Here is a 23,483-nt window from a genome sequence, read left to right on the forward strand (position 1 = left end):
TAAAAGCGGCGGGTTCCAGCCCAGCAGAATCGCTTTCGCATCCTGTTCGGCCAATGCCCCGATATTATGGCCAAGGTAGGTCCGGCCCTCATCGTTTGCAAGGTTCCACAGGGATTTGCTGCGCTTTAGCCACAGCTTGTAACCATTTGAGCAAAGCCTTTCGCGCCAATACGTTGCGGGTAGATCGATCTCACGCTAAACAAGCTTCATGCAATGAATAATCCGCCAACCCGGAGCCGGCCGCCATTTACAAGTCAGTCGCCAATATCTGCGCGCGTTTCGGCCTCATCATGGCTGCCGCCATGCTTCTGCCTGCGGCGATCGACCTGCGCGACGGAAGCGACGACTGGCTCATTTTCGTGCGCTCGGCTGCGGCCACCGGCGCTCTTTCCGCCCTGTTCCTGCTGGCCACGCAAAACCAGACAATGCGCTTCACGCCGCGTCTCGGTTTTCTGCTGACGGCCTGCCTGTGGCTGACCGCAAGCTTCCTCGGCTCGATCCCGCTCTATTTTTCGCATCTGCCGATCAGCTACGCCACGGCGTTCTTCGAGGCCATGTCGGGCGTCACGTCCACAGGCGCGACCGCGCTCACCGGGCTCGACAACATGCAGCGCGGCATTCTCTTGTGGCGCTCGATCCTTTGCTGGATCGGCGGCGTCGGCTTTATCGGCCTCGCCCTTCTGTTGCTGCCATCGCTGCGGGCGGGCGGGCTGGCGCTCTTTCATATGGAAAATTCCGACAAGTCGGAGAAAATCCTCCCGCGCATGAACCAGATCGCGCTCGGGATCATACTGGCTTATCTCAGCCTGACGGCGGCCTGCATCATCGCCTATTTTGCTGTCGGCATGAGCGTTTTCGACGCCATCAATCATGGCCTGACGACCGTGGCCACGGCAGGTTTTTCCACGCATGACAGCTCAATCGGCTTCTATGAGGGAAACCGGCTGCTTCTTGTCGTCTCCACCATCTTCATGGCGCTTTCGGCGCTCCCATTCGTGCTTTACATCAAGGCCTTCATGCCGCGCCGCATGGAATCGCTTGCCGACCCGCAGGTGAAACTGTTCTTCGCAATCGCCATCGGTTTCAGCTTTGCGCTTGCCGTGGTGCTGCGGCTCGGCTCCGACGTGCCTTTCGGCGACGCGCTGATTTCCGCCTCGTTCCACTTCGTGTCGGTCATGACCACCACAGGCTATGCCACGGAAGACTATTCGCTGTGGGGACCGCCTGCGATTGGAATTTTCTTCCTCGCCTCGTTTCTCGGCGGTTGCGCCGGCTCGACGTCGGGCGGCATCAAGATGAACCGCCTCATCATCCTGTGGAGCCTGACGCAAGCCAATCTCGCCCGCCTCATCATGCCTCATGCGGTCATCAAGATCCGCTATGGCACCTCGGAAATTTCCGGCGATATCGCGCAGAACGTGCTGCTCTACCTGTTCCTCTATTGTGCGTCGCTCGTGATCGGCGCGGTGCTGCTCGCCTCACTGGGCCTCGATTTCGTATCGGCCTTCACCGGCGCGCTGACGGCGCTTTCCAATGTCGGCCCCGGTTTTGGCGACACGATTGGCCCCGTCGGCAACTTTTCCACCATTCACGACCCGGCATTATGGGTGCTTTCATTTCTTATGCTGGTCGGGCGTCTGGAGCTCGTTACGGTGTATATCCTGTTCACTCGCGCTTTTTGGGTGCGTTGACAGGGCGTCAGGCAGTTTACATCCAGCCGCATCATTTGATATGAGCAGGATTAGATTGCGCCGCGATGGCGACGAATGTTCTATAATTACCCCGGAATGAAATTTCCTTGCGCGCGGAGTTACGCATGCCGATCAAGGCCGATCTGGATGAAATCGATTGGAAAATCCTTCGGGAGCTCCAGAATAACGGGCGCATCACCAATGTCGAGCTGGCCGAGCGCGTCGGCATTTCGGCCCCGCCCTGCCTTCGCCGCGTGCGCAAGCTGGAAGAAAGCGGCGTCATCCGCGGTTATCGCGCCATTCTGAACGGCAACTCGCTCGGACAGGACCTCGTTGCGTTCTGTTCGGTCGGCCTGCATCGTCAGGCGGATGCGGACCTCAAGGCTTTTGCGGAGAAAACCAAGCAATGGCCGCTGGTACGCCGCGCCTGGATGGTTTCGGGCGAATCCGACTTCCTGCTCCATTGCGTTGCGCGCGATCTCAACACGTTCCAGACCTTCGTGATCGAGGAACTGACCGCGGCTCCCAACGTGGATTCCGTGCGTACCGCGCTGACCATTCGTCCGGTCAAGGACGAACCGCTGATGATCCTCTGATCGTCTGACGGCAGGCCGGGAAGTTTCCGATTATTTCCCGGCGAACACGCGCTCGTAAACACCGCTGATCGCAGCCGCTTCCTTTTCGAGCGGAAACGTGGCGCGAACATGCCTGAGTGCATTTTCGCCGTCGCGTTCGGCCATTCCCGGATCGGCCAGATAGGGCTCGATAGCCTTGCGCAGCGCTTCCCCGTCACCAGCCGCAACCGATGTTCCGGTGCCTTCCACGATCATTTCCGCATAAGCGCCCGCATCGCTGGCGACCACTGCCGTTTGTGACGCCATGGCTTCCAGCGGCGTCAGCCCGAAACCTTCATTGCGCGAAGGCGCTACATAAAGCGTCAGGCGGCGATACCACACGCGAATATCGGGCACTTCACCCAGAATAAGAATGCGATCCTGCAAGCCCGCAGCCGCGATCTTCGCCCTCAGAGCATCCTCGAAAGACTGGTGTTCGGCAGTCGTGCGCCCGGTAATGATCGCCGTCCAGTCCGGATATTTGGGCAGAAGCGCGACCATCGCGTCGACAAAAAGGTCCGTTCCCTTGGAGGAACGCACGCGACCGAAGCAGCCGACGGCATATTTTCCCGGCAGGCCGGACGCCGCGAAACTGTCCTCGCCGCCAACCGGCGGATGAAACCGCTGCAAATCCACGCCATGCATGATGACATCATGCGGCACTTCAAGAAAGCTTCCCGAACGGCCGCTCGTTGCAATCACCGCATTCATGCGGCGGATCAGCCATTTGGTGAAGGGCTTGTGGTGGCGCTGCGCAGCGGAAGTAAAGATAAGCCTCAGTTTCATGCGCAGCACATCGCGCATGAAAATACCGGCCAGCATTTCGATATTGCGCCGCGCGTGCCAGATGCGGAAGGGCTTCGTTCGCGGCTTCGACCAGAAGGACAGCAACGCGCTCCAGCCAAGATGCGGGAGCGTATCGGGCAGGCCCGGCCCCATCGTCGCGATGTTCAGCCCCTTTGCGCGCTGCAACGGGATGAGCTGGACGATTGTCGATGTAACCCCGGAGAGGCGGCGCTTGAAATTCGGCGCCACCACCTCGACATCCTGAACCGGGACTTTCATGGAAATCAGACGAACTTCAAGCCGACGATTTCATAGGAGCGCGAGCCGCCCGGCGCGTTGACTTCAATCGTGTCGCCTTCGCCCTTGCCGATCAGCGCGCGCGCAATCGGCGATGAGATGGAAATCCGGCCCTGCTTCACATCGGCTTCCTGATCGCCGACGATCTGGTAGATTTTCTCTTCTTCCGTATCTTCGTCGATCATGGTGACGGTCGCGCCGAACTTGATGCGATTACCCGAAAGCTTGGAAACGTCGATGACTTCCGCGCGCGCAACCAGATCTTCCAGCTCGTTGATACGGCCTTCATTCAGGCTCTGGGCTTCTTTCGCAGCGTGATATTCGGCGTTTTCGGACAGGTCGCCATGCGCACGCGCTTCAGCAATTGCCTCAATAATCCGAGGGCGCTCCGATTGCTGGCGCCAGCGCAGCTCTTCCTTGAGCTTTTCAAAACCGCCAGGGGTCATAGGGAACTTTTCCATACCCAGTCCTTTCCTTCATCCGGCGCTTCGCCTCTCCCCGAGGCCCTGCACGCACCGGCAGTTTGATTTGCCCGCCTCACCTCGCGCAATGCTTGGATAGTGCGAGGCGCTTTTCGGAGGCTTCCAACCCCCGAGACACAAAAAGAAAACGGTCGCCGAAACATCCGTCTCGGAACCGTTCGAATAACCATTCACAGAACTATAGCATTTCCATCAATCATTTCACGCGGAAAAATATGTCCCTGTCAACTCTCTGCAAAAGCGGCGCTTTCCCGCGCCGGTTATTTCGGGTTGACTGGCCAGCTCGCCGGCCATTTCTCCGGGCCTCCCGCATAACTGCCATCGCAATCGCCTTTTGAGCGTTCCTGCACCAGCACGAAACGCACCCGGCCCTCGCCGCTGTCGGTGGCTTTCCAGACATCGTAAATGCCGCAATCACCAAGCCCCCTGCCCTTGAAGAAGGCCGTCAGCGTCAGGGATTTCTGGTTCCAGTCTATGTTCCATGCCGTATCGGTCACTGTGGGGCCATCGTCGGAAATGGTAGGCAGGGAGATCGGCACGATCCTGTTTTCATAGCGGCTATAGAAAGCATAGGGCTGATTATAGGCGCCCGGCGATCCGCACGGCAGTCCGATGAGATCGAGACCATCGGCAATCCTTGTCTCGAAGCCGCCCGCATTGCGGAACATGCCGGGACTGGTCCCGCCGCAAACCGCCGTTTCCTCGGAAAAGTCCTTGCGGATTTCAGCCGGTATCTCTTGGACCGTCTCAATCAGCTTGAGTACGGGTGGAGCGGGCGCCGGCTTGCTGCCCTTGACCTGCAACGCCTCGACGGTTCCATCGCGCGATTGTTGTTCATCCACATAGATCAGCCCGCCGACAAATCCCGAAAGTGAATAGGTCGAAGTCACTCCGGCCAGTTTCAGCTGCAACTTCTGGCCGTTCTTCATGGCTTCAAGCACCTTGGCAAGATCGCCCGTATAATCGAGCTGATCGTCCTCTGCCTTCAAGGCCGAGACATCGACGTCAAGCAGCGGCTGGCCGTCGACGGAAATCTCCAGCTTGCCGGTTTTCCGGGATTGATCGACATAGGAAAGCTGCAGCACCGGCTTCGACCCCAGCTGGCTGCTGCGAAAAATGCCAAGTCCTATACCGGATTCGGGCGCTCCATCGCCTGCGACCGGCGTGAGGGTCAATGTGCAGTTCTGCGCGAAATCGCACAGGACCTGCGTGTCGCGAACCTTCTTGAAAGCCGCCTGCGATTCTCCGCTGGCCGCAAACAGCATCGCCGTGGCAATCGACGCCAAGAAAGCGGTCCCGAAAGCGGCGCCGAAAGCGGCCCCGAAAGTGGATTGACGAGATAAAGAAAGCATAAAACCCCCGCCGGTATGAATCCCTGAAAATCCGGTCATGCATGAATGTCGCAGAATCGGAAGGTCCCTTGCCGCCTGCCCGCAATATTGCCTATAGCATGACGGTTGGAAAAGATCGAACCGAGGTAAGGATGACGCGCGTACAGGCCAACATGCTGCTGCTTCTGGCGGGCGCCATCTGGGGCATGGGTTTCGTCGCGCAATCGACGGCGATGGCCAGCATCGGGCCGTTCCTGTTCATCGGCATCCGCTCGGCAATCGCCTCGCTCACCGTCCTGCCATGGGCCGTGGCGGAAGGGCGCCGCGCGAAGATCAGCCTCAGCCACTCGAACTATCTCTTCTTCATGGTCATCGGCCTGAGCCTCTTCATCGGGCTCGTCCTCCAGCAGATCGGGCTCATCACCACGTCCGTCACCAATGCCGGGTTTCTGACCGGGCTTTATGTGGTGATGGTGCCGGTGCTCGGCGTCATCCTGTTTCGCACATGGCCGCATCCGGTGGTCTGGCCCAGCGCCGTGGCCTGCCTTGCAGGCATCTTCCTGCTCTCCGGCGGCACGCTAACCGCGCTCAAGCAGGGCGACCTGCTGGTCATCGGCGGCGCCGTGTTCTGGGCATTGCAGGTGGTGCTGATCAGCCGCGCAAACCGCGCCGGACGGCCGATAACACTGAGCTGCGTCCAGTTCGCGACCAGCGCCGTCGCGGGACTTGCCATTGCTTCCATGGTTGAAGATTTCAACTGGACCGCCATCACGCTGACCTGGAAGGAAATCCTCTTCACCGGCGTTTTCTCGTCCGGCGTCGCCTTCACCCTGCAAGCCATCGGGCAGCGCTATACCACCTCCGCGCAGGCCGCGATCTTCCTGGCATCGGAAGCGCTTTTCGCGGCCCTGTTCGGCGCCATCTTCCTCGGCGAACGCGTGACCTTCATCGGTCTCATCGGCTGCGGACTGATCTTCTCCGCCATGATGGCTGTCGAGCTTGTACCCATGTTCTGGAAACGCAAGCCGGAACTTGCCGCTGCCGAGTGATTTCATCAGGCCTTGAAAATCAAGGCCGCCCCGCCCGCAATGAGCGCAAAGCCCAGCAGGTGGTGCCAGGTAAAGGCTTCCTTGAGATAGAAGACCGAGAACAGGCTGAAGATCACCAGGGTGATGACTTCCTGAATGGTCTTGAGCTGCGCCGCCGAATAGACCTCATGCCCGATGCGGTTGGCCGGAACCGCCATGCAATATTCGATCAGCGCAATGCCCCAGCTGATGAAAATGACGGTGACGAGCGGCGTGCTGGTGAATTTCAGATGCCCGTACCAGGCGAATGTCATGAAAACGTTGGAACCGATGAGAAGCAGGATCGGCAGGACGCTTGGCGAAATCAGTGCTGACATGGAAATGACTTCAGGGACCGGGAGGAGTTGTCTGCGGCATGGCCCGAAAACCGCCGCACGGTGATAAAACAACGGCGGCGATTTGCCAATCCTGCCCCCTGTTGCCCCCATTCCGCCACAGCCCTTAACGCGGGCGCTGACTCTTCCTTTACGCTTGCAGGCTAATATTCAGGAAACGCCATCGGTCTGGTCTCCTGAAGAAAGGTATGGACATGAGTTCCGCGTTGTCCGCCGCCGCTCCAGTCAGCCGCCAGCGCCCCCGGTTGCGAGGTCTGGCCCCCTCTTTATCCATCCTGCTGCTCGCCGTCCTCGCTGGCTGTTCCGGCGAAAGCGCCCCGCGTCCGCAGGCCAGTGTCGGCAATTCCGATATGATGGTGCCCGAGGCCCCGGTAGCGAGAACGGCGCCGGTCGCGCCCCCGCCTGTCATGCAGGAGCCGCATGAAGAGCGCGTCGTCGGCCTTGCCGAAGAGGAAGAAAACCACGTCGCCCAATCCGCACCGCAGAGCCGTCCGCAATATTCGGGCGACTATGGCTTCTCGGCCCCCATTCAGAACCCGGTGACGGCTGCCGAAAACATCTATACGATGTCCAACGCGGAAGCAGCCTGCCGCACGCGCCTCAAACGGCTCGGCGTCGTCTTCAAGGAAAAGCCGACCATCTATCGCAGCAGCTCCTGCCATATCGAGAACCCGATCGAGGTGTCAGGCTTCAACAGCGGCTCCATCGCCTTCAAGCCGGCGGCGACGCTGAACTGTCAGGTGACCGAAGCCTTTGCCCGCTGGATCAAGGGCGACCTGCAACCCGCCTCGCGCCTGCGCTATCTGTCCGGTGTCAGCACGATCTATAATGCCGGGGGCTATTCCTGCCGCACGATGAACCACCGTCGCGGCGCGAAAATGTCGGAACATTCACGCGGCAACGCCATCGACGTCACCAAGATCGTGCTCAACAACGGCAAGAACATCATGGTGCGCAAGCCGGGCTTCTTCGCTTTCCGCGAAAAGGGCCTGCTCAACAGCGTGCGCTCCGATGCCTGCGGCTATTTCACCACGGTTCTCGGCCCCGGCTACAACCCGGAACATGCCGACCATTTCCATTTCGACCTGATGCAGCGCCGCAGCGGGTATCGCGCCTGCAAATAAGCCCGGCGCGATGCCGGGCTTGACGATGCCTCATTTTTCCGGCGGCACCGGCGTCGGCTTGCCCTCTTCATCCAGCGCCACCATGATGAACTCGCCATGGGTCACGAGATCCATCTGCTGGGTCAGATAACGCTGCGCCCAGGCCTCAACCCGCAGGGTGATCGAGCTGCGTCCCACCCGCGTGATTTCCGTATAGACACACAGCGCATCGCCGATCTTCACGGGCTTGGCGAAGGACATTTCCCGCACCGCTGCCGTCACCACGCGCCCCTTTGCGCGCTCCGCAGCACGAATGCCGGAGGCGGAGTCCATCTGCGCCATCACCCAGCCGCCGAAAATATCAAATGCCGCATTCGCATCCTTCGGCATGGCAGGCACACGCAATGTCAGCATACCCTTCGGCGTACCATCACTACTCATCAACATGGTTCCTTCAAAGCTTGGGTGTCTGATTTCAAACCGGCGGGCACCGGAACAGACACCGGAGAGTCGCGCCGGAGTATGTAACAGGCGCACGGCGGTGAAAAGAGCTGCCAATCAATCTTCAATCACAGCTTATTTACACGGCTTTGCTTGATATCCATTAATCATAACGACACCATCATAAATAAATTTAAAGAAATACCGGAATATCCATGATATTAATATATCAATTTCGATGCAATAGGGGTCGACAGGATGCGGAATATAGTTAAATCAGCAGTTATTACATTAGCACTTCTAACTACAACCGGCGCGCAAGCTGCAAACGCCATTGTAACCACCACGATAAACCTGCGTACTGGACCGGGAACCGGCTATGGAAGTCTGGGCAGCATCCCCAACGGCGTCGGCGTCACGGTTGCGGGCTGCACGGACGGCTATGGCTGGTGTCAGGTGAGCTATGGCGGATTGTCCGGCTGGGCTTCTTCCCGCTACATCGCCATCCAGTCCACAGGCGGCGTCTATACGACCAACGACAATTTCGGCTCCACTGCCGCCGCTGTCGGCATACCGCTGATCGCGGGCATGGCCATAGGCGCGGCGGTCGCCAATAGCGGACCCCGTTATTACGACCCCTATTATCGCGGCGGCTGGGGTCGCGGCCCGACCATCGTCAATGGCTGCATTGGCCGCAATTGCCAGTCGAACTGGGGACCGCCGCGCCCGCATTGGGTAGACCGTCCGGGCTGGAACGATCATCCGGGCTATCATCACAATTTCGGGCCGGGCCCGCGTCGTTTCGGCAGGCGGTAAAAAGGTCTGCTCCTGACAGCCTTCTGTCAGGAGCATCGTTGGATATGTTGAGGGCGTGAAGGATTCCACCTTCTCGCCCTTTTCATTTGGGCGTTGAAATTCCATATTGGAAGCATGACGCGGAAAGTGGAAACCGGTTCCGCTTAAGACATGCGGTAACAATATAGGGCCATGGCTTCCTCAAAAGACAAACACTCCCAGGATTCGCACGACAAGGCTGGCGGCTTCGGTGAAGCGCCACAGGCCGGGTTTTCCGGCGCGCCCCTATCCGGGTCCATTGCTGATTGGGCAAAGGAAATCGGCGATGAGGCGGCCAAGCTGCGCGCAAAAAATCCAAAACAACCCAAGAAGATTCCCGAGCGCAGCAAGGAAGCCTCGCGCACGGGCCGCGGCACGTCGATGGGCGGCGCGGCTTCCGCCAAGGAACGCGCGGCGGCTGGCCTCAATCCTGTCGCCGGTCTCGACATCAGCCTTGAAGACGCCGCAGGCCTGAACCCGTCCGGCGCGACGGCGACGGTTCAGGCCCTGTCGGACCTGATCGCCTCCGGCAATCCGCTGTTCAAGAATGGCGAGCTGTGGACCCCGCACCGCCCCGCCCGCCCGGAGAAATCCGAAGGCGGCGTGCCGATCCGCATGGAGACCGAGTTCGAACCGTCCGGCGACCAGCCGACGGCCATTCGCGATCTGGTGGAAGGGTTGGAGAACAATGACCGCACGCAGGTTCTGCTCGGCGTCACCGGCTCCGGCAAGACCTTCACCATGGCGCAGGTCATCCAGCAGACGCAGCGCCCTGCCCTGATTCTCGCGCCCAACAAGACTTTGGCCGCGCAGCTTTATGGTGAGTTCAAGAACTTCTTTCCGAACAACGCTGTCGAATATTTCGTTTCCTACTACGATTACTACCAGCCGGAAGCCTATGTGCCGCGCTCGGACACTTATATCGAGAAGGAATCGTCCATCAACGAGCAGATCGACCGGATGCGCCACTCAGCCACCCGTGCGCTGCTTGAGCGCGACGACGTGATCATCGTCGCCTCCGTATCGTGCATCTACGGTATTGGTTCGGTCGAAACCTATACGGCCATGACCTTTGAAATGAAGATCGGCGACCGGCTCGACCAGCGCCAGCTTCTCGCCGACCTCGTGGCGCAGCAATACAAGCGTCAGGACATCAATTTCGTGCGCGGCTCGTTCCGCGTGCGCGGCGACACGATCGAACTGTTCCCGGCCCACCTTGAGGACCGCGCCTGGCGCATTTCGCTTTTCGGTGACGAGATCGAATCCATTACCGAGTTCGACCCGCTGACCGGCCAGAAGACCGGCGAGCTCAAATCGGTGAAGATCTACGCGAACTCGCACTATGTGACGCCGCGCCCGACGCTCAATCAGGCGATCAAGTCGATCAAGGAAGAGCTGAAGCACCGGCTTGACGAACTGACCCGCGCCGGTCGCCTGCTGGAAGCGCAGCGGCTCGACCAGCGCACCACCTTCGACCTCGAAATGCTGGAAGCGACCGGTTCCTGCGCGGGCATCGAAAACTATTCGCGCTATCTGACCGGGCGCAACCCCGGCGAGCCGCCGCCGACCCTGTTTGAATATATCCCCGACAATGCGCTGGTTTTCATCGATGAAAGCCACGTCACCGTTCCGCAGATCGGCGGCATGTATCGCGGCGACTTCCGCCGCAAGGCAACGCTTGCCGAATATGGCTTCCGCCTGCCATCCTGCATGGACAACCGCCCGCTCCGCTTCGAGGAATGGGATGCCATGCGCCCGCAAACCATCGCCGTTTCGGCGACGCCGGGCGGCTGGGAAATGGAAGAAGCAGGCGGCGTGTTCGCAGAACAGGTCATCCGCCCGACCGGGCTGATCGACCCGCCGGTCGAAATCCGCCCCGCCAAAACGCAGGTCGATGACGTGCTCGGTGAAATTCGCGATACGGCGGCAAAAGGCTACCGCACGCTGGTCACCGTGCTGACCAAGCGCATGGCGGAAGACCTGACCGAATATCTGCATGAACAGGGCGTGCGCGTGCGCTACATGCATTCGGATATCGACACGCTGGAGCGCATCGAGATTATCCGCGACCTGCGGCTTGGCGCTTTCGACGTGCTGGTCGGCATCAACCTGCTGCGCGAAGGTCTCGACATTCCCGAATGCGGCTTCGTCGCCATTCTCGACGCCGACAAGGAAGGCTTCCTGCGTTCGGAAACCTCGCTCATCCAGACCATCGGCCGCGCGGCGCGTAACGTTGACGGCAAGGTCATTCTCTATGCCGACAATATTACCGGCTCGATGCAGCGCGCGATGGACGAAACCAGCCGCCGCCGCGAAAAGCAGATCGCCTATAACGAGGAACACGGCATCACGCCTGCTTCGGTGAAGAAGAATATCTCGGATATTCTCGGCTCGGTTTACGAGCGCGATCATGTCCGGGCGGATATTTCGGGCTTCGCGGAAGAAGGCGCGATGATGGGCAACAACCTTGCCGCCCATCTGGAGCATCTGGAAAAGCAGATGCGCGACGCCGCTGCCGATCTCGACTTCGAAAAGGCCGCGCGGCTGCGCGACGAGATCAAGCGCCTGCGCGAGACGGAATTGGCCATCGCCGACGACCCGCTGGCACGCGAATTCGAGGCGGGCGACGCCGGTGCCAGCCGCAACAAGGGCAAGCCCTCCGGTAATTCGCGCTTCCGCAAGCCGACGCTGGATGAAATGGGTGCGGATACGACGCGCCCGCTTGGCAAGCCGTCCTTGTTCCAGAAACCGTCGCTTGACGATATGGGACCGGGCACGGATATGGCAAAACCGCTGTTCCGCAAGAACACGCTGGACGAGATGACGGTGAAGCGGACGGAAGTGCCGAGCGGCGGCAACGATGCAGCGATCCGCCGTGAGCGCGCCGGCATCGGCTCTTACGAGGACCCGGCAGAAACCGCGCGCAAGAAGCGCCGTCCCGGCAAGACAGGCCGACCGGGGCGGTGAACAGGCCCCGGTTTCCGTTTACCTAATCAAACACTGTTGTCCATGTAAGCTTTTAGTGCATCACCATAGGTGATGTCGTTTGATCCGGAGTGAGCTAGAAGCGCTTTGAGACTCTCAATTAGCTTCTCATTTTTATTTTTCTTGGCTCTTCTGGCCTCTTTCTCTTCCAAATCTTCTATAATTGTAGTTATTTTTATATTCTCAATGGGGACCCGCTTTCGCTCGCCGTCCACTTTTATCGAGTATAAAGATTTCAGTCCCTGATCTTGTCCGAAAATATCAGTCTGTGAATTTGAGAAAACGTTAGCATTTCTGGAAACAATTTCATTTAGGATGCGCCGAAATGCAATTTCTTCTAGTTGTAATTTACTTTCAGAGATAAGGTCAGAATGGTTTTTACGAAGATATTTTATCACATTATTATTGGAAGCATCGCCGGATTGAGCCAAATTATGCAGGGCTTTACTCATCGCAATTTTCAACTCTGTAATTGCTTTTGGCATTGTTCTACCGATCTCCAAATGAAAATTCTGAGGAGTTCACGCTACCAAGAAAGGCGCTCATTGGCAGTGATTTGCTTAGCGCTTCAATATATCTAATCCTAAAATATAACCTGATACTAAATCCAGATATCAACAACTTTTGCGAGCATTTGAGAGATCTGCATCATCAAACTGTAATGTTATACCCCCCAATTGAATGGGTATCGCCCGACAAGACAGGCCGACCGGGGCGGTGAGAAAACCTCTTAGGGAATAAATTGGAAAGGCCGCATTTTGCGGCCTTCCCATATCCCCATTGGTGTTCGGCCTACCGGCACTGCCCGCTGCTCATGATTCGATAGCCTGCACGGTCGGCTTCGCAACGGTTGGGGAAAGTGCGCCTGTCGTTGCCGCGCCGCGCGCAAACCGGCATATATTCGCGAGTGCAGGCGCCTGCGCCCGGCCTGTTGCCCTGATGCGGCGGGCGCACCGGACCGACACCCTGTCCACCCCAGCCGGAGCCGGGCCGCGACGAGCATTGGCCGTTTGAAACAACGCGATAGCCTTCCGCCCGCGCCTGGCATGAATTGCCAAACGTTTTGCGCGAAGAGCCGCGCTGCGCGCAGACCGGCGCATAGATCATCGGGCACATTTGGGGCTGCGACGGTCCGGGCCGCAGCGGCGGACGATGATCGACCCCGCCTTCCGCGACGCAACCGGCAAGAAGTAGCGCGCCCGCAAGCGCGGCCAATTGTTTAAAACGATGAAATTGCATTTTCCTCTCCCTCTGTCCCGAAGTCTAAAATGGCGCAGCCTTCAATAAGGGCAAGTCCTTTCGCAAAAGTGCAAAACCTTGCGGACCATATCGACAACCCGCTCATATAGGTTACCTTGGCCGAAGTTGAGGGGCGGAACAGGCAGCATGAATCGTTACAGGCATAGCATAGCGGTTATCCTCGTTTCGCAGCTTTTCAGCCTGCCTTACGGCATCGTTTCGTCCCACGCGGCGAGCGAACCGAACCCGCCGGTCCACTCGCCGCCCCCCTTGCCGCCGGAGAAGGACGCCCCGACTGTCGACCGCATCTGCCAGCTCATCGGCGCCAATGCCGACACCCACGGAATCCCGCGCGATTTCTTCGCGCGGCTGATCTGGAAGGAAAGCCGGTTCGACCACAAGGCGGTGAGCCCGGTCGGGGCCGAAGGCATCGCACAATTCATGCCCTATACCGCGAAGGAACGCGGGCTGGCCGATCCCTTCGATATCGAGCAGGCCATTCCCGCCTCGGCGAGTTTCCTACGAGACCTGAAAGGCGCTTTCGGCAATTGGGGCCTTGCAGCCGCCGCCTATAATGCAGGCGCGGGGCGTGTTTCCAGTTGGATGCGATCCGGCGGATTTCTGCCGCTCGAAACAGAAAATTACGTACTGGATATTACCGGCGTGCCCGCCGACGATTTCGCTGCCGGCAAGGAGATCGTGAACCGTCCGCTTGATCCCAAGCTCGCCTTTGAAGACGCCTGCAAGCGCCTGCCGATCATCCGCAGCGCCACCATTCCAATGTCGCGCGTCAAGCCGAAGCCGTGGGGCATACAGGTTGCGGGCAATTTCCGCCGCAGCGCTGCCGTCAATCAGTGGGCGCGCCTGCGCAGGCAATTCAGCGCCGTGCTCGCGGGCCACGAGCCGGTCGTCAGCCGGATACGCACGCCCATGGGACGCCGCGGCATCTATGCGGTTCGCATCGGCGCCGACAGCCGAGGGGAAGCCGACGGCATTTGCACAAAACTGCGCGCAGCCGGCGGCGCATGCATAGTTTTGCGCAACCGATGAGAAAAACGCGGTGAGTACCTGCTAAATCAGCAATATATTGGGGAAACCCTGTTCTGTTTTGGGATTCGACCGATGATTTTCTTGAAACTTTCGTAAAAAATTCAAACGATACCGGTTCGAAGATAACCAATCATGTCCTCCCCGAAGAATTTGCTTGCCAAATACCGCTTCATAGATCAGTCTCCATCTGTTCGGGCATTTAGCGAACAAATGGAAGACTGGAAGAACGGCGTGCCGGGGCCGCTATAAGTTCCGGGTCGAAGGCTCCCCTTCGGCAATGATCGGTTCCTTCCCAATGTCGAGAACTGCCTGCATAACCCTCTGCCGGGTGTGTGGTGCGCTTGGCAGAAATCGTAATACCGCCGTCCCTACGGGAGCGGCGGCGCCAAGGAAAAGGAACGGATCCCATGGCACAGACCGGACAGGTCAAATTCTTCAATACCGAAAAAGGTTTCGGTTTCATCAAGCCGGACGATGGTGGCGCAGATATCTTCGTACACATCTCCGCAGTACAGGCTTCTGGCCTCACGGGCCTCGCAGACAATCAGAAGGTTTCCTACGAGACGGAACCGGATCGTCGCGGCAAGGGCCCGAAGGCCGTGAACATCACCGTTACCGGCTGATCGTTCATAAAAGAACCTACCACTTGCCCCGGCTTCTGCCGGGGTTTTTTATTGCCTGTTTGGCGTCTCCCCTATTTGAGCGCGAAATATTACAGATACTGCACGTAATTTACCGGAAACTGGCCGCTTTCCGCCGCGTTTCACCATTGTTCAGCCTCCATTCATGTCGAAAGAGTTAATTAGTTATTCATAAACGATGCGTGCCCCTTTCGGGCCAACGTACCGGAGACATTGCAGTCGAGCTTCTGAAGGAGCGAACAATGAACCGATTTGCGAAAACAGCCATTCTGGCAGCGGCATCCCTCGCGGCTGTGGCCGCGCCGCTTGCGACGGCATCGGCAGATTCCTGGGGTCGTCCTGGTTGGGATCGCGGCGGCTGGGACCGTCCTTACTACCGTGAGCGGCATCGCGACCATAGCGACGCTGTCGCGGCTGGCGTGATCGGCCTCGCCGCAGGCGCCCTTCTCGGCAGCGCACTTAGCCAGCCATCGCAGCCGACCTATGTGCAGCCTGCTCCGGTCTACGCGCCGCCCCCGCCGCCGCCAGCCTATTATCCGGCAGCGCCGGTGCGTCAGGCAACCTATTACCGCGCAGGCTATGAGCCATGGAGCCGCGGCTGGTATCAGTATTGCTCCGACCGCTACCGGTCGTTCAACCCGAACACCGGCACCTATCGCGGCTATGACGGGCGCGATCATTTCTGCTCTGCCAACTGAGATCGCGGAAAACAGACAGATAGAGCGGTTCCGTTAAAACAGGAACCGCTTGAGGCACTCAGCAAAAAGCCGCCCTTCCGGCGGCTTTTTCATTCATGCATATCCGATATCGTTGAGGAACGGATTGGAGCGCCGCTCCTCTCCGAACCGCCCGCCCGGGCCATGCCCGCAGATGAAGCCGATATCGTCGCCAAGCGGCAGCAGTTTTTCCTTGATGGAGCGAATCAGCGCCGCGTGGTCGCCGCCCGGCAGGTCGGTGCGCCCGACCGAGCCGTTGAACAGCACGTCGCCGACAATCGCGAATCGCGCTTCCGGGTTGAAGAACACCACATGGCCCGGCGCGTGACCCGGCGTGTGGAAGACGTCGAACACGTGCCCGGCAACGGAAACCTTGTCGCCCTCGTTCAGCCAGCGATCCGGCGTCACGTTGCGCACGCCCTGAATGATGCCGTATTTCAGGCCCGTCGCTTCCAGATTGTCGAGCAGGAACTTGTCATCCTTGTGCGGGCCGATAATGTCCACGTCCAGCGCTTCCTTGAGGTCGAGCGCAGCCCCGGCATGGTCGATATGGCCGTGCGTGATCCAGATAGCCTCGACGTTGACCGCCTGAGATCCAATCGCGTCCAGAATGCGGTCGAGATCACCGCCCGGATCGATCACCACGCCCTTCTTGCTCTCGCTGTCGAACAGGATGGTGCAATTCTGCTGGAAAGGCGTGACGGGAACGATAATGGCCTGCAATTGCCCCATAGTGTTACTCCACTCAAAATAAACAGCAGCGCTTCCGCCACAGATAGTGTGCCCGACCCGTCAGGTGAAGCTCTAAATAGATACGGGCGGCTGATCGCCGCCCGTTTCCCCTCTCCAGGATTGTACGGAACGCCCTGGCCGAAAGCCGTTTCAAGGTTTTCGGAATGCGCCCCGACAGTTCGTCTAGAGCGGCGTGCGTCCTCACAGACCCACAAAGGTCGCTCTAACCTATCGAATCTACACATCGTGCTTTCCGAAAATCGATTCCGATTTTCGGGCCGATGCTCTAGCCGGTTGTCCCCACAACCTTACGTTCTGCGATGCATCAGGCCTTGGCGGCCATCGCGTTCTTGATCAGGCCGACAATGGCCGTGAGTACGATACCGCCGACGCCGCCGCCAGCCAGTTGGCCGACAACGCCATTGAGCACGGAATCGAGACCGCCGCCGGACAGCATCGGAAGCAGCTGACCGAGGATGACACCGCCGATGCCGCCCGCCACCGTGTTACCCGTGGTTCCCAGACTGATATTCTTGACTGCGCCTGCGATGTTGCCGCCAACCGCGCCAGCGACCAGCTGAAGAATGAGAGGTAGTAGAGCTTCCATAATCGTCACCCCATCTGAGTTTTAAACCGGAATAGCGCGACTCCGGCAAAAAAAATCATGTGCGGAAACTTGGCAATGTCAAACAATAAGCGACGGAAAAACAAAGAAGCGGCCCGAAGACCGCTCTTTTTCTGTTTAAAACCCAGTTACTCCGCCGCAGCGCGCTTCGGCTGAACTTCTGCCGAATAGTCATTCATCAGAAGATTTGTGATTTCGGAAGGCTTGAACCGGTATTGGCCGATCTCCGAAACCGGCGTCACTTCCGCTGCCGTGCCGCACAGGAAGCATTCGGAGAAACCGGCAAGTTCTTCCGGCATGATCGCCCGCTCGATGACTTCGATGCCGCGGCGCTTGGCAAGATCAATGATCGTGCGGCGCGTAATGCCGTCGAGGAAGCAGTCGGGCTTCGGCGTGTGCAGCGCCCCGTCCTTGACGAAGAACACATTGGCGCCGGTTGCTTCCGCAACCTGCCCGCGCCAGTCGAGCATCAGCGCATCCGCATAGCCCTTGGCCTCGGCGGCATGTTTGGAGATCGTGCAGATCATGTAGAGACCGGACGCTTTCGAGCGCGACGGCGCGGTGCGCGGGTCGGGGCGGCGATATTCGGCAACGTCGAGCCGGATGCCCTTCATTTTTTCTTCCGGCGAGAAATAGCTCGGCCATTGCCAGATCGCGATGGCCAGATGAATGCGGTTGTTCTGCGCCGAAACGCCCAGCGAATCCGAGCCGCGCCACGCGATCGGGCGCACATAGGCATCCTCGAAACCCTGTTTCTTGAGCAGTTCGCGGCAGGCATCGTTGATTTCTTCGACGCTGAAAGGAATCTCGAAACCGAGAATGCGCGCGGACTCATGCAGGCGTTCGGTATGCTCATTGAGCTTGAATATCTCGCCGCCATAGGCGCGCTCGCCTTCAAACACGGCGCTTGCATAATGCAGGCCATGGGTCAGCACATGGATTTTTGCATCCTTCCAGTCGACGAATTCTCCGTCCAGCCAGATGAATCCGTCCCGTTGATCGAATGGAATCGCAGCCATTTTCTTGCTCCTTGACTTTCCTCGCGGCGCTGTCTCGACACGGTTTCAGGCCGATTTCAGACCGGACAAACTTCTCCGCGACCCGTCTTCCCCAGTTAAATCGATATAAATGGTGAGACGACCACCTTTTTCTGCGTAATTGCTGGCCTTTTTGTTCAAAATGCTTTGAGGTCACGCAAACATATTGCGCGAAATCCAGCCGGAGCATGCATGGACAGAAAATAAATCCTCCACAGGGATCGAATATTGCGGGGACCCTTCTCGCCATCCGTCCTCGGACGAGCGGCGGCAGACCGGCCAGCGCAATTATTCCTCCTCCATGCACGCGTCAGCGCAAACATTATTCCAAAAAAGCCAGCTCACGCTTATCGAAAATTATCTGGGCGATTGAATTATGTCAATAATGCTGACATATTTAACGCAACAGAACGGAGCACCGATGTGAATTCGACGAACGATCTGAATTATATAAGCAATCCGTTGACGGCTGAGGAGGCGGCCGACCTCAACGTGATCGAACTTCTGTTTTTTTCCTATCGCGATTTCACCGCCGACCCTGATCTCATTCTGGAAAAGATCGGATTCGGGCGGGCGCATCACCGCGTTCTTTACTTCATCAACCGCAAGCCCGGCATGACGGTTGCCGAACTGCTGGAGGTTCTGCGCATAACGAAGCAAAGCCTTTCGCGTGTGCTCAAGCAGCTCATCGATACCGGCCATGTCGTTCAGGCGACCGGCCTGCATGACCGCCGCCACCGCAAGCTTTATCCGACCCGCAGCGGCCGTGAGCTGACGCTTGCGCTGGCCCTTCCGCAGTCGCGGCGCATCGCGCGCGCGCTGGAGGATTGCGGCCCGCAGGACCGCGCGGTGATCGAGCGCTTTCTCTATAATATGGTCAATCCCGAACGGCGTCCGCAGATCGACGAATTTTCTGCCGACGATCCCTCGTCCCGGCCAGCTTGATACGAGTGTTACGCATCGTAGCAGTTAGTGCTTGCATAAAAGCAGGCCCGTGCAGGCAGTGAATGGACGTGCCGCATTCCTGTCGGTAATATGCGTGCCAAAGCATCGGGCTTAAGCCGCAATGCTGAAGCGAAATTATCAGAACGGGATCGAAAGACGCCATGGCAGCAGAAGAAGAAAAAACGCTCTCGGATGACGCGCCGCATCTCCTCGTCGTTGACGACGACACGCGCATCCGCAGCCTTCTTTCGCAATATCTGACCAATAGCGGTTTCCGTGTCACCATTGCCGGCAGCGCCGCCGAAGCGCGCCGCAAGCTGGAAGGCATCGATTTCGACCTTCTGATCCTCGACGTCATGATGCCGGGCGAAACCGGCGTTTCGCTGACGCGCTCGCTGCGCGAAAAGAAGAATGTCCCCATCCTCATGCTGACGGCTTTGTCGGAAACCGACAACCGCATCGACGGGCTCGCCGCTGGCGCGGACGACTATCTGCCGAAGCCCTTCGATCCCCGCGAGCTGACGCTTCGCATCAACAATATTTTGCGGCGCGGCGCGCCTCCGGCGCAGCCCAAGATCGAACAGATCGTGTTCGGCCCCTATACGTTCTTCATCCCGCGTCGCGAGCTGAAAAAGGGTTCCGAAACGATCAAGCTGACCGATCGCGAGCAGGACATCATGGCGATTTTCGCCGAGCGCGCCGGTGAAACGATCCCGCGTCACGAGTTGACCGGTCAGGACGGCGATGTCGGCGAGCGCACGATTGACGTCCAGATCAATCGCCTACGCCGCAAGATCGAGCAGGACCCGGCCAATCCGGTCTGGCTCCAGACCGTGCGCGGCATCGGCTACAAGCTGAGCATCGAGTAGCAATCGGCAGTGCCGGGATAGTGCGATCGGAAATGGTATTCTCACAGAACGCGAAGCGCAGCCTGAAAAGAGCTTTCCGGTTGCGCCGCACACCGGGAACGCCATCGCCAGCCGCGAATGCCGTTCCTGTGCCGCAGCCAGTGTGGGCCTGACACGATGAAATCGCCCTTGAGAAAATTCTCCCGCTGGTTGGCCCGCATCATGCCAAAGGGGCTTTATGCGCGCTCGCTCATCATCATCATCGCGCCGATGGTGCTGCTGCAATCCGTGATCGCCTATGTGTTCATGGAACGTCACTGGCAGATGGTGACGGAACGTCTTTCCACCGCCGTCGTGCGCGATATTTCCGCGATCATCGACATTCTGGAGACCTATCCGCAGGAACCCGGCTACGATAATCTCATCCGCATCGCGCAGCAGCGGCTGGCGCTGAATATCTCGATCCTGCCGCCGGATCCGCTGCCGCCGCCCGGACCGAAGCCGTTCTTCGCCATTCTCGATTACTTCCTCAGCGAAGAAATCACCCGCCAGATCAACCGGCCCTTCTGGGTGGATACGGTAGGCGATTCCGATCTCATCGAAATCCGCATCAAGCTTGAGGACAAGGTGTTGCGCGTCTTTGCAAGGCGCAGTCAGGCCTATGCGTCCAATACCGGCATCTTCCTGACGTGGATGGTGGGTACCGCGCTCGTTCTGCTCATCATCGCCATCGCCTTCCTGCGCAACCAGATCAAGCCGATCCAGCAGCTTGCCGAGGCGGCGGAAAGTTTCGGCAAGGGACGCCCCATGCCCGAAGGTTTTCACCCGCGCGGCGCGGAGGAAGTGCGCCGCGCGGGCATTGCCTTCATCCAGATGCGCTCGCGCATCGAGCGCCAGATCGAGCAGCGCACGGCCATGCTGTCCGGCGTCAGCCACGACCTGCGCACCATCCTCACCCGCTTCAAGCTGCAACTGGCGCTGGCTGGCCATTCCATCGACACCGAGCCGCTCAATCAGGATATCGCCGACATGCAGACCATGCTGGAAGGCTATCTCGCCTTTGCGCGCGGCGAAGGTTCGGAAGAAACGGCAAGCTATGATGTCTCCCGGCTGTGCGAAAAGCTGGAGAACGAGGCGCGGCTGCGCGAACGCGGCTTCAAATACCGCATCGAGGGCGACAGCGAGGTCCATGTGCGCCCCAATGCCTTCTCGCGTCTGGTCAGCAACCTGGTTTCAAACGCCTTCCGTCATGCGCAAAATGTCGAGCTTTCCATTTCGCATGTCGAAGGCTGGCTGAAAGTGGTCGTGGACGATGACGGGCCGGGCATTCCGGAAGACCGGCGGGAAGATGTGTTTAAGCCATTCGTCCGGCTGGATGAGGCGCGAACGCAGGATTCCGGCGGCACGGGGGGGCTCGGGCTTGCCATTGCGCGCGACATCGCGCGCAGCCATGGCGGTGACATTTCGCTGGAAGATTCGCCGCTGGGCGGCCTCCGCGCCATCATCCACATTCCGGCTTAGAGCGGTTCCTGTTCTAACAGAAAAACCGTTTCATACTTTTGCTGGAAATTCTCCAGGCGTTCTGGCTTGGGGCTGGGGAAATAAACTTCAGAGCAAAGCGATAAGCAGGAGTTTTCACGCTTCTTTTCCCTCATCCTGAGGAGCCGTTGAAAACGGCGTCTCGAAGGGCTGAGGGAAAACGCCCAATGCCTGCCACAGTGCCTGCCCTCGTCCTTCGAGACGGCTCCTTCGCAAGCTCAGAAGCCTCCTCAGGATGAGGGGTCGACGCGGTTGCTCAACGCGAAATCATCACGCTCTTAATAAAGCTTGCCGCCGTTTGGCACCGGCTTGTCGATGGCTGCGAGGACCACTTCACCGTTTTCATCCGGCATGCCGAGCGTCAGCACCTCCGACATGAAGGGACCGATCTGGCGGGGCGGAAAATTCACCACAGCCATGACCTGTTTGCCGATCAATTCTTCTGCCGTATAGCGCTTGGTAATCTGGGCCGATGATTTCTTGATGCCGATCTTTTCGCCGAAATCGATCTTCAGCTTGTAGGCGGGCTTGCGCGCTTCAGGAAATGGCACGGCTTCCACGATGGTTCCGCTGCGGATATCGACCTTTTCGAAATCCGCCCAGCTTATGGTGGTGGCTTCGCTCATTTTTTACTCCCCCTCACTCACTCACGATCGAATGAGAGCCTGAATTCAAAAGCGTCATGTGCGTGCGAAAATGGCGATTTTCGAGTACCGGAGCGGAGCGTACTTGAATGTACGTGAGCACCGGAACGCAGATAAATTGCCATTTGCAGCCGCACAGGGTGACTTTTGGAACAGGCTCTCAGGCGCGACCGACTGTCTCGAACACCACACTCTCCAGCGCCTCGCGGGCCGTCACGCCCGACCAGACCACGAACTGAAAAGCCTGAAAATAGGCCTCGCAGGCTTCCAGCGCCGCCGAAAGCAGCACTTCCACCTGACGGCTGGTCGGCTCCGCGCCGCCTGCCAGCAGCAGCGACTGGCGATACATGATCGCGCCTTCCTGCTGCCAGAGATCGAAATGGCCCATCAGCAGTTTTTCGTTGATGAGCGAAAGCAGGCGCATCACTTCGTTGACGCGTGGCTCGGCCACCTTGATGTCGAATGCGCAGGCCAGATGCAATGCCTCGAAATCCTCCATCCAGGAAAACGAGATGTGATAGTCAGTCCAGTTGCCCGCAACCGAGATTGCGATTTCGTCGTCGCCAGTCCGCTCGAACGTCCAGTCGTTTGAATGCGCGACCTGTTCGATCACATCCACCGGATGCGCCTCACGTGCGAATTCAAGCTCAAGAAGGCTCATGTCCGTTTCCTGTTCTGGGAATCATCTGCCCCCAGATGTTTCCTAATTCCCGGCGTGCAGGTAACTGCCCGCCCGCGCCGGTCACCGCGCAAGAACAGGCGCAGGAAAACAGGCACGAATTGATCGGTCGAGGAACCGGCATGCACGGTGGCATGCAAGCGCCCCAATGGCACACGCACATACGCAACTGATACTGGAAAGCAGCCTGAAAGACGCGAAACCTGACACACAGCCCCTCGCCGCCGCCCACATGACCGCATTACGAATCATGTAGTGTTTTCAGTCTATTGATGCTGAATCTGAACGCCAGCCCCTTTTCAAAAAAGAGACATGAAAGCATGTGGAAATATGCGGGGGGCGGGCCGCGACCCTTGCCTTAACCGACTCTAAGACAAGGGTTTTTGCCGCTTGCGGCCTGTTAATAAATAATCAGGGATTATTTTTGGATTTTGCCGAAGTTGAAGCCGATTTTGCCGTTTTGGCATCGGAATCGGCTTCCAATTTCGCAAGACGCGCTTCGAGAGCTTCGATTCTTGCCAGCAAGGCGCTGTTTTCCGCGCGTGCCTTGATCGCCATTTCGCGAACGGCTTCGAAGTCTTCGCGCTGCACGACATCGAGCGTGTTCAGCACGCGTTCGCCCTGCGAACGCAGCGCCGTTTCCACTTCGCGGCGCACGCCCTGCGCAGCGCCTGCCGCATCCGTCACAAGCTTGGCGAGTTCATCGAGAACCCGGTTCTGTCCGCTGGTCATGGCTTTCTTCCTATCTGTTTAACGGCCTGCTCGACCCTGAATTTGAAATAGGGCTGTCTCCGTTGCGAT

Annotated in this window: 25 protein-coding genes; 12 read left to right on the forward strand and 13 right to left on the reverse strand. The window is 58.6% G+C overall.

Annotated elements, in window-relative coordinates:
* Positions 1 to 290: 290 nt before the first annotated feature.
* Together F9K78_RS01160 and F9K78_RS01165 are read left to right on the forward strand one after the other, a co-directional pair.
* Positions 291 to 1,691 carry a TrkH family potassium uptake protein gene (locus F9K78_RS01160; RefSeq protein ID WP_063620782.1) on the forward strand — a complete coding sequence of 467 codons (1,401 nt, stop codon included), beginning with the start codon at positions 291 to 293 and terminating at the stop codon, positions 1,689 to 1,691.
* 125 nt (positions 1,692 to 1,816) lie between these two features.
* Positions 1,817 to 2,287, forward strand: coding sequence for an Lrp/AsnC family transcriptional regulator (locus F9K78_RS01165; protein WP_006471903.1), 471 nt, complete (start codon positions 1,817 to 1,819; stop codon positions 2,285 to 2,287).
* 30 nt (positions 2,288 to 2,317) lie between these two features.
* Here the strand turns inward: F9K78_RS01165 and F9K78_RS01170 are convergent, their stop codons facing one another.
* The 3 genes from F9K78_RS01170 to F9K78_RS01180 all read right to left on the reverse strand — a co-directional run bounded on the left by F9K78_RS01170 (position 2,318) and on the right by F9K78_RS01180 (position 5,135).
* Positions 2,318 to 3,370, reverse strand: a complete 1,053-nt coding sequence (locus F9K78_RS01170) for a glycosyltransferase family 4 protein (RefSeq protein ID WP_121985991.1) — start codon at positions 3,368 to 3,370, stop codon at positions 2,318 to 2,320.
* Positions 3,371 to 3,375: 5 nt separating this feature from the next.
* Positions 3,376 to 3,849, reverse strand: coding sequence for a transcription elongation factor GreA (greA, locus tag F9K78_RS01175; RefSeq protein ID WP_121985990.1), 474 nt, complete (start codon positions 3,847 to 3,849; stop codon positions 3,376 to 3,378).
* A gap of 281 nt (positions 3,850 to 4,130) precedes the next feature.
* Positions 4,131 to 5,135, reverse strand: a complete 1,005-nt coding sequence (locus F9K78_RS01180) for a DUF1176 domain-containing protein (RefSeq protein WP_162929755.1) — start codon at positions 5,133 to 5,135, stop codon at positions 4,131 to 4,133.
* A gap of 218 nt (positions 5,136 to 5,353) precedes the next feature.
* On the opposite strand from F9K78_RS01180, the gene F9K78_RS01185 reads away from it, so the two are divergent.
* Positions 5,354 to 6,250 (forward strand): DMT family transporter, encoded by an 897-nt coding sequence (locus F9K78_RS01185; RefSeq protein WP_121986042.1) that lies wholly within the window; start codon positions 5,354 to 5,356, stop codon positions 6,248 to 6,250.
* 5 nt (positions 6,251 to 6,255) lie between these two features.
* Here the strand turns inward: F9K78_RS01185 and F9K78_RS01190 are convergent, their stop codons facing one another.
* Positions 6,256 to 6,606: a DMT family protein gene (locus tag F9K78_RS01190; protein WP_112585798.1), complete on the reverse strand. Its 351-nt coding sequence runs from the start codon at positions 6,604 to 6,606 to the stop codon at positions 6,256 to 6,258.
* A 212-nt stretch (positions 6,607 to 6,818) separates the two neighbouring features.
* On the opposite strand from F9K78_RS01190, the gene F9K78_RS01195 reads away from it, so the two are divergent.
* Positions 6,819 to 7,748: an extensin-like domain-containing protein gene (locus F9K78_RS01195; protein ID WP_121986041.1), complete on the forward strand. Its 930-nt coding sequence runs from the start codon at positions 6,819 to 6,821 to the stop codon at positions 7,746 to 7,748.
* A 30-nt stretch (positions 7,749 to 7,778) separates the two neighbouring features.
* On the opposite strand, the gene F9K78_RS01200 is transcribed toward F9K78_RS01195, so the two are convergent.
* Positions 7,779 to 8,168, reverse strand: a complete 390-nt coding sequence (locus F9K78_RS01200) for an acyl-CoA thioesterase (RefSeq protein ID WP_121982833.1) — start codon at positions 8,166 to 8,168, stop codon at positions 7,779 to 7,781.
* Positions 8,169 to 8,426: 258 nt separating this feature from the next.
* Between F9K78_RS01200 and F9K78_RS01205 the strand changes: the two genes are divergently transcribed.
* Positions 8,427 to 8,984: an SH3 domain-containing protein gene (locus F9K78_RS01205; protein ID WP_121985989.1), complete on the forward strand. Its 558-nt coding sequence runs from the start codon at positions 8,427 to 8,429 to the stop codon at positions 8,982 to 8,984.
* 171 nt (positions 8,985 to 9,155) lie between these two features.
* On the forward strand, positions 9,156 to 11,969 hold the full coding sequence (gene uvrB / locus F9K78_RS01210; RefSeq protein WP_151682030.1) for an excinuclease ABC subunit UvrB: 2,814 nt from the start codon (positions 9,156 to 9,158) through the stop codon (positions 11,967 to 11,969).
* A gap of 26 nt (positions 11,970 to 11,995) precedes the next feature.
* Here the strand turns inward: uvrB and F9K78_RS01215 are convergent, their stop codons facing one another.
* The gene (locus F9K78_RS01215; RefSeq protein ID WP_121985987.1) at positions 11,996 to 12,472 is read right to left on the reverse strand and encodes a hypothetical protein; all 477 of its coding nucleotides are present in this window, start codon (positions 12,470 to 12,472) and stop codon (positions 11,996 to 11,998) included.
* 307 nt (positions 12,473 to 12,779) lie between these two features.
* A complete protein-coding gene (locus F9K78_RS01220; RefSeq protein ID WP_121985986.1) occupies positions 12,780 to 13,226 on the reverse strand; it encodes a Kazal-type serine protease inhibitor family protein in 447 nt (148 codons plus the stop codon).
* A gap of 147 nt (positions 13,227 to 13,373) precedes the next feature.
* On the opposite strand from F9K78_RS01220, the gene F9K78_RS01225 reads away from it, so the two are divergent.
* The 3 genes from F9K78_RS01225 (at position 13,374) to F9K78_RS01235 (ending at position 15,615) form a co-directional block, all read left to right on the forward strand.
* Positions 13,374 to 14,276, forward strand: coding sequence for an SPOR domain-containing protein (locus F9K78_RS01225; protein ID WP_235925375.1), 903 nt, complete (start codon positions 13,374 to 13,376; stop codon positions 14,274 to 14,276).
* A 407-nt stretch (positions 14,277 to 14,683) separates the two neighbouring features.
* Entirely contained in the window at positions 14,684 to 14,899 is a 216-nt protein-coding gene (locus F9K78_RS01230) for a cold-shock protein (RefSeq protein WP_006471910.1), read from the forward strand.
* Positions 14,900 to 15,159: 260 nt separating this feature from the next.
* Positions 15,160 to 15,615 carry a BA14K family protein gene (locus F9K78_RS01235; RefSeq protein WP_121982445.1) on the forward strand — a complete coding sequence of 152 codons (456 nt, stop codon included), beginning with the start codon at positions 15,160 to 15,162 and terminating at the stop codon, positions 15,613 to 15,615.
* A 93-nt stretch (positions 15,616 to 15,708) separates the two neighbouring features.
* Here F9K78_RS01235 and F9K78_RS01240 read toward each other — a convergent pair whose 3' ends face one another.
* The 3 genes from F9K78_RS01240 to F9K78_RS01250 all read right to left on the reverse strand — a co-directional run bounded on the left by F9K78_RS01240 (position 15,709) and on the right by F9K78_RS01250 (position 18,009).
* Positions 15,709 to 16,365: an MBL fold metallo-hydrolase gene (locus F9K78_RS01240; RefSeq protein ID WP_121985985.1), complete on the reverse strand. Its 657-nt coding sequence runs from the start codon at positions 16,363 to 16,365 to the stop codon at positions 15,709 to 15,711.
* A 325-nt stretch (positions 16,366 to 16,690) separates the two neighbouring features.
* A complete protein-coding gene (locus F9K78_RS01245) occupies positions 16,691 to 16,972 on the reverse strand; it encodes a hypothetical protein (protein WP_006471911.1) in 282 nt (93 codons plus the stop codon).
* Between the two features lie 146 nt (positions 16,973 to 17,118).
* Positions 17,119 to 18,009: a branched-chain amino acid aminotransferase gene (locus tag F9K78_RS01250; protein WP_121985983.1), complete on the reverse strand. Its 891-nt coding sequence runs from the start codon at positions 18,007 to 18,009 to the stop codon at positions 17,119 to 17,121.
* A 441-nt stretch (positions 18,010 to 18,450) separates the two neighbouring features.
* Between F9K78_RS01250 and F9K78_RS01255 the strand changes: the two genes are divergently transcribed.
* The 3 genes from F9K78_RS01255 to F9K78_RS01265 all read left to right on the forward strand — a co-directional run bounded on the left by F9K78_RS01255 (position 18,451) and on the right by F9K78_RS01265 (position 21,341).
* Positions 18,451 to 18,972 carry a MarR family winged helix-turn-helix transcriptional regulator gene (locus F9K78_RS01255; protein WP_121982485.1) on the forward strand — a complete coding sequence of 174 codons (522 nt, stop codon included), beginning with the start codon at positions 18,451 to 18,453 and terminating at the stop codon, positions 18,970 to 18,972.
* Between the two features lie 161 nt (positions 18,973 to 19,133).
* Positions 19,134 to 19,841, forward strand: a complete 708-nt coding sequence (locus F9K78_RS01260) for a response regulator (RefSeq protein WP_121982449.1) — start codon at positions 19,134 to 19,136, stop codon at positions 19,839 to 19,841.
* Positions 19,842 to 19,997: 156 nt separating this feature from the next.
* Complete coding sequence (locus tag F9K78_RS01265; RefSeq protein ID WP_121982450.1) at positions 19,998 to 21,341, forward strand: ATP-binding protein; 1,344 nt, start codon at positions 19,998 to 20,000, stop codon at positions 21,339 to 21,341.
* 296 nt (positions 21,342 to 21,637) lie between these two features.
* Here the strand turns inward: F9K78_RS01265 and F9K78_RS01270 are convergent, their stop codons facing one another.
* The 3 genes from F9K78_RS01270 to F9K78_RS01280 form a co-directional block, all read right to left on the reverse strand.
* The gene (locus F9K78_RS01270; RefSeq protein ID WP_121985981.1) at positions 21,638 to 21,985 is read right to left on the reverse strand and encodes a tRNA-binding protein; all 348 of its coding nucleotides are present in this window, start codon (positions 21,983 to 21,985) and stop codon (positions 21,638 to 21,640) included.
* A 178-nt stretch (positions 21,986 to 22,163) separates the two neighbouring features.
* Positions 22,164 to 22,664 carry a type III secretion system chaperone family protein gene (locus tag F9K78_RS01275; RefSeq protein WP_006467319.1) on the reverse strand — a complete coding sequence of 167 codons (501 nt, stop codon included), beginning with the start codon at positions 22,662 to 22,664 and terminating at the stop codon, positions 22,164 to 22,166.
* A gap of 429 nt (positions 22,665 to 23,093) precedes the next feature.
* On the reverse strand, positions 23,094 to 23,414 hold the full coding sequence (locus tag F9K78_RS01280; protein WP_121985980.1) for an accessory factor UbiK family protein: 321 nt from the start codon (positions 23,412 to 23,414) through the stop codon (positions 23,094 to 23,096).
* Positions 23,415 to 23,483 lie beyond the last annotated feature (69 nt).

The organism is Brucella pseudintermedia, from assembly GCF_008932435.1.
GTDB classification, from domain to species: domain Bacteria; phylum Pseudomonadota; class Alphaproteobacteria; order Rhizobiales; family Rhizobiaceae; genus Brucella; species Brucella pseudintermedia.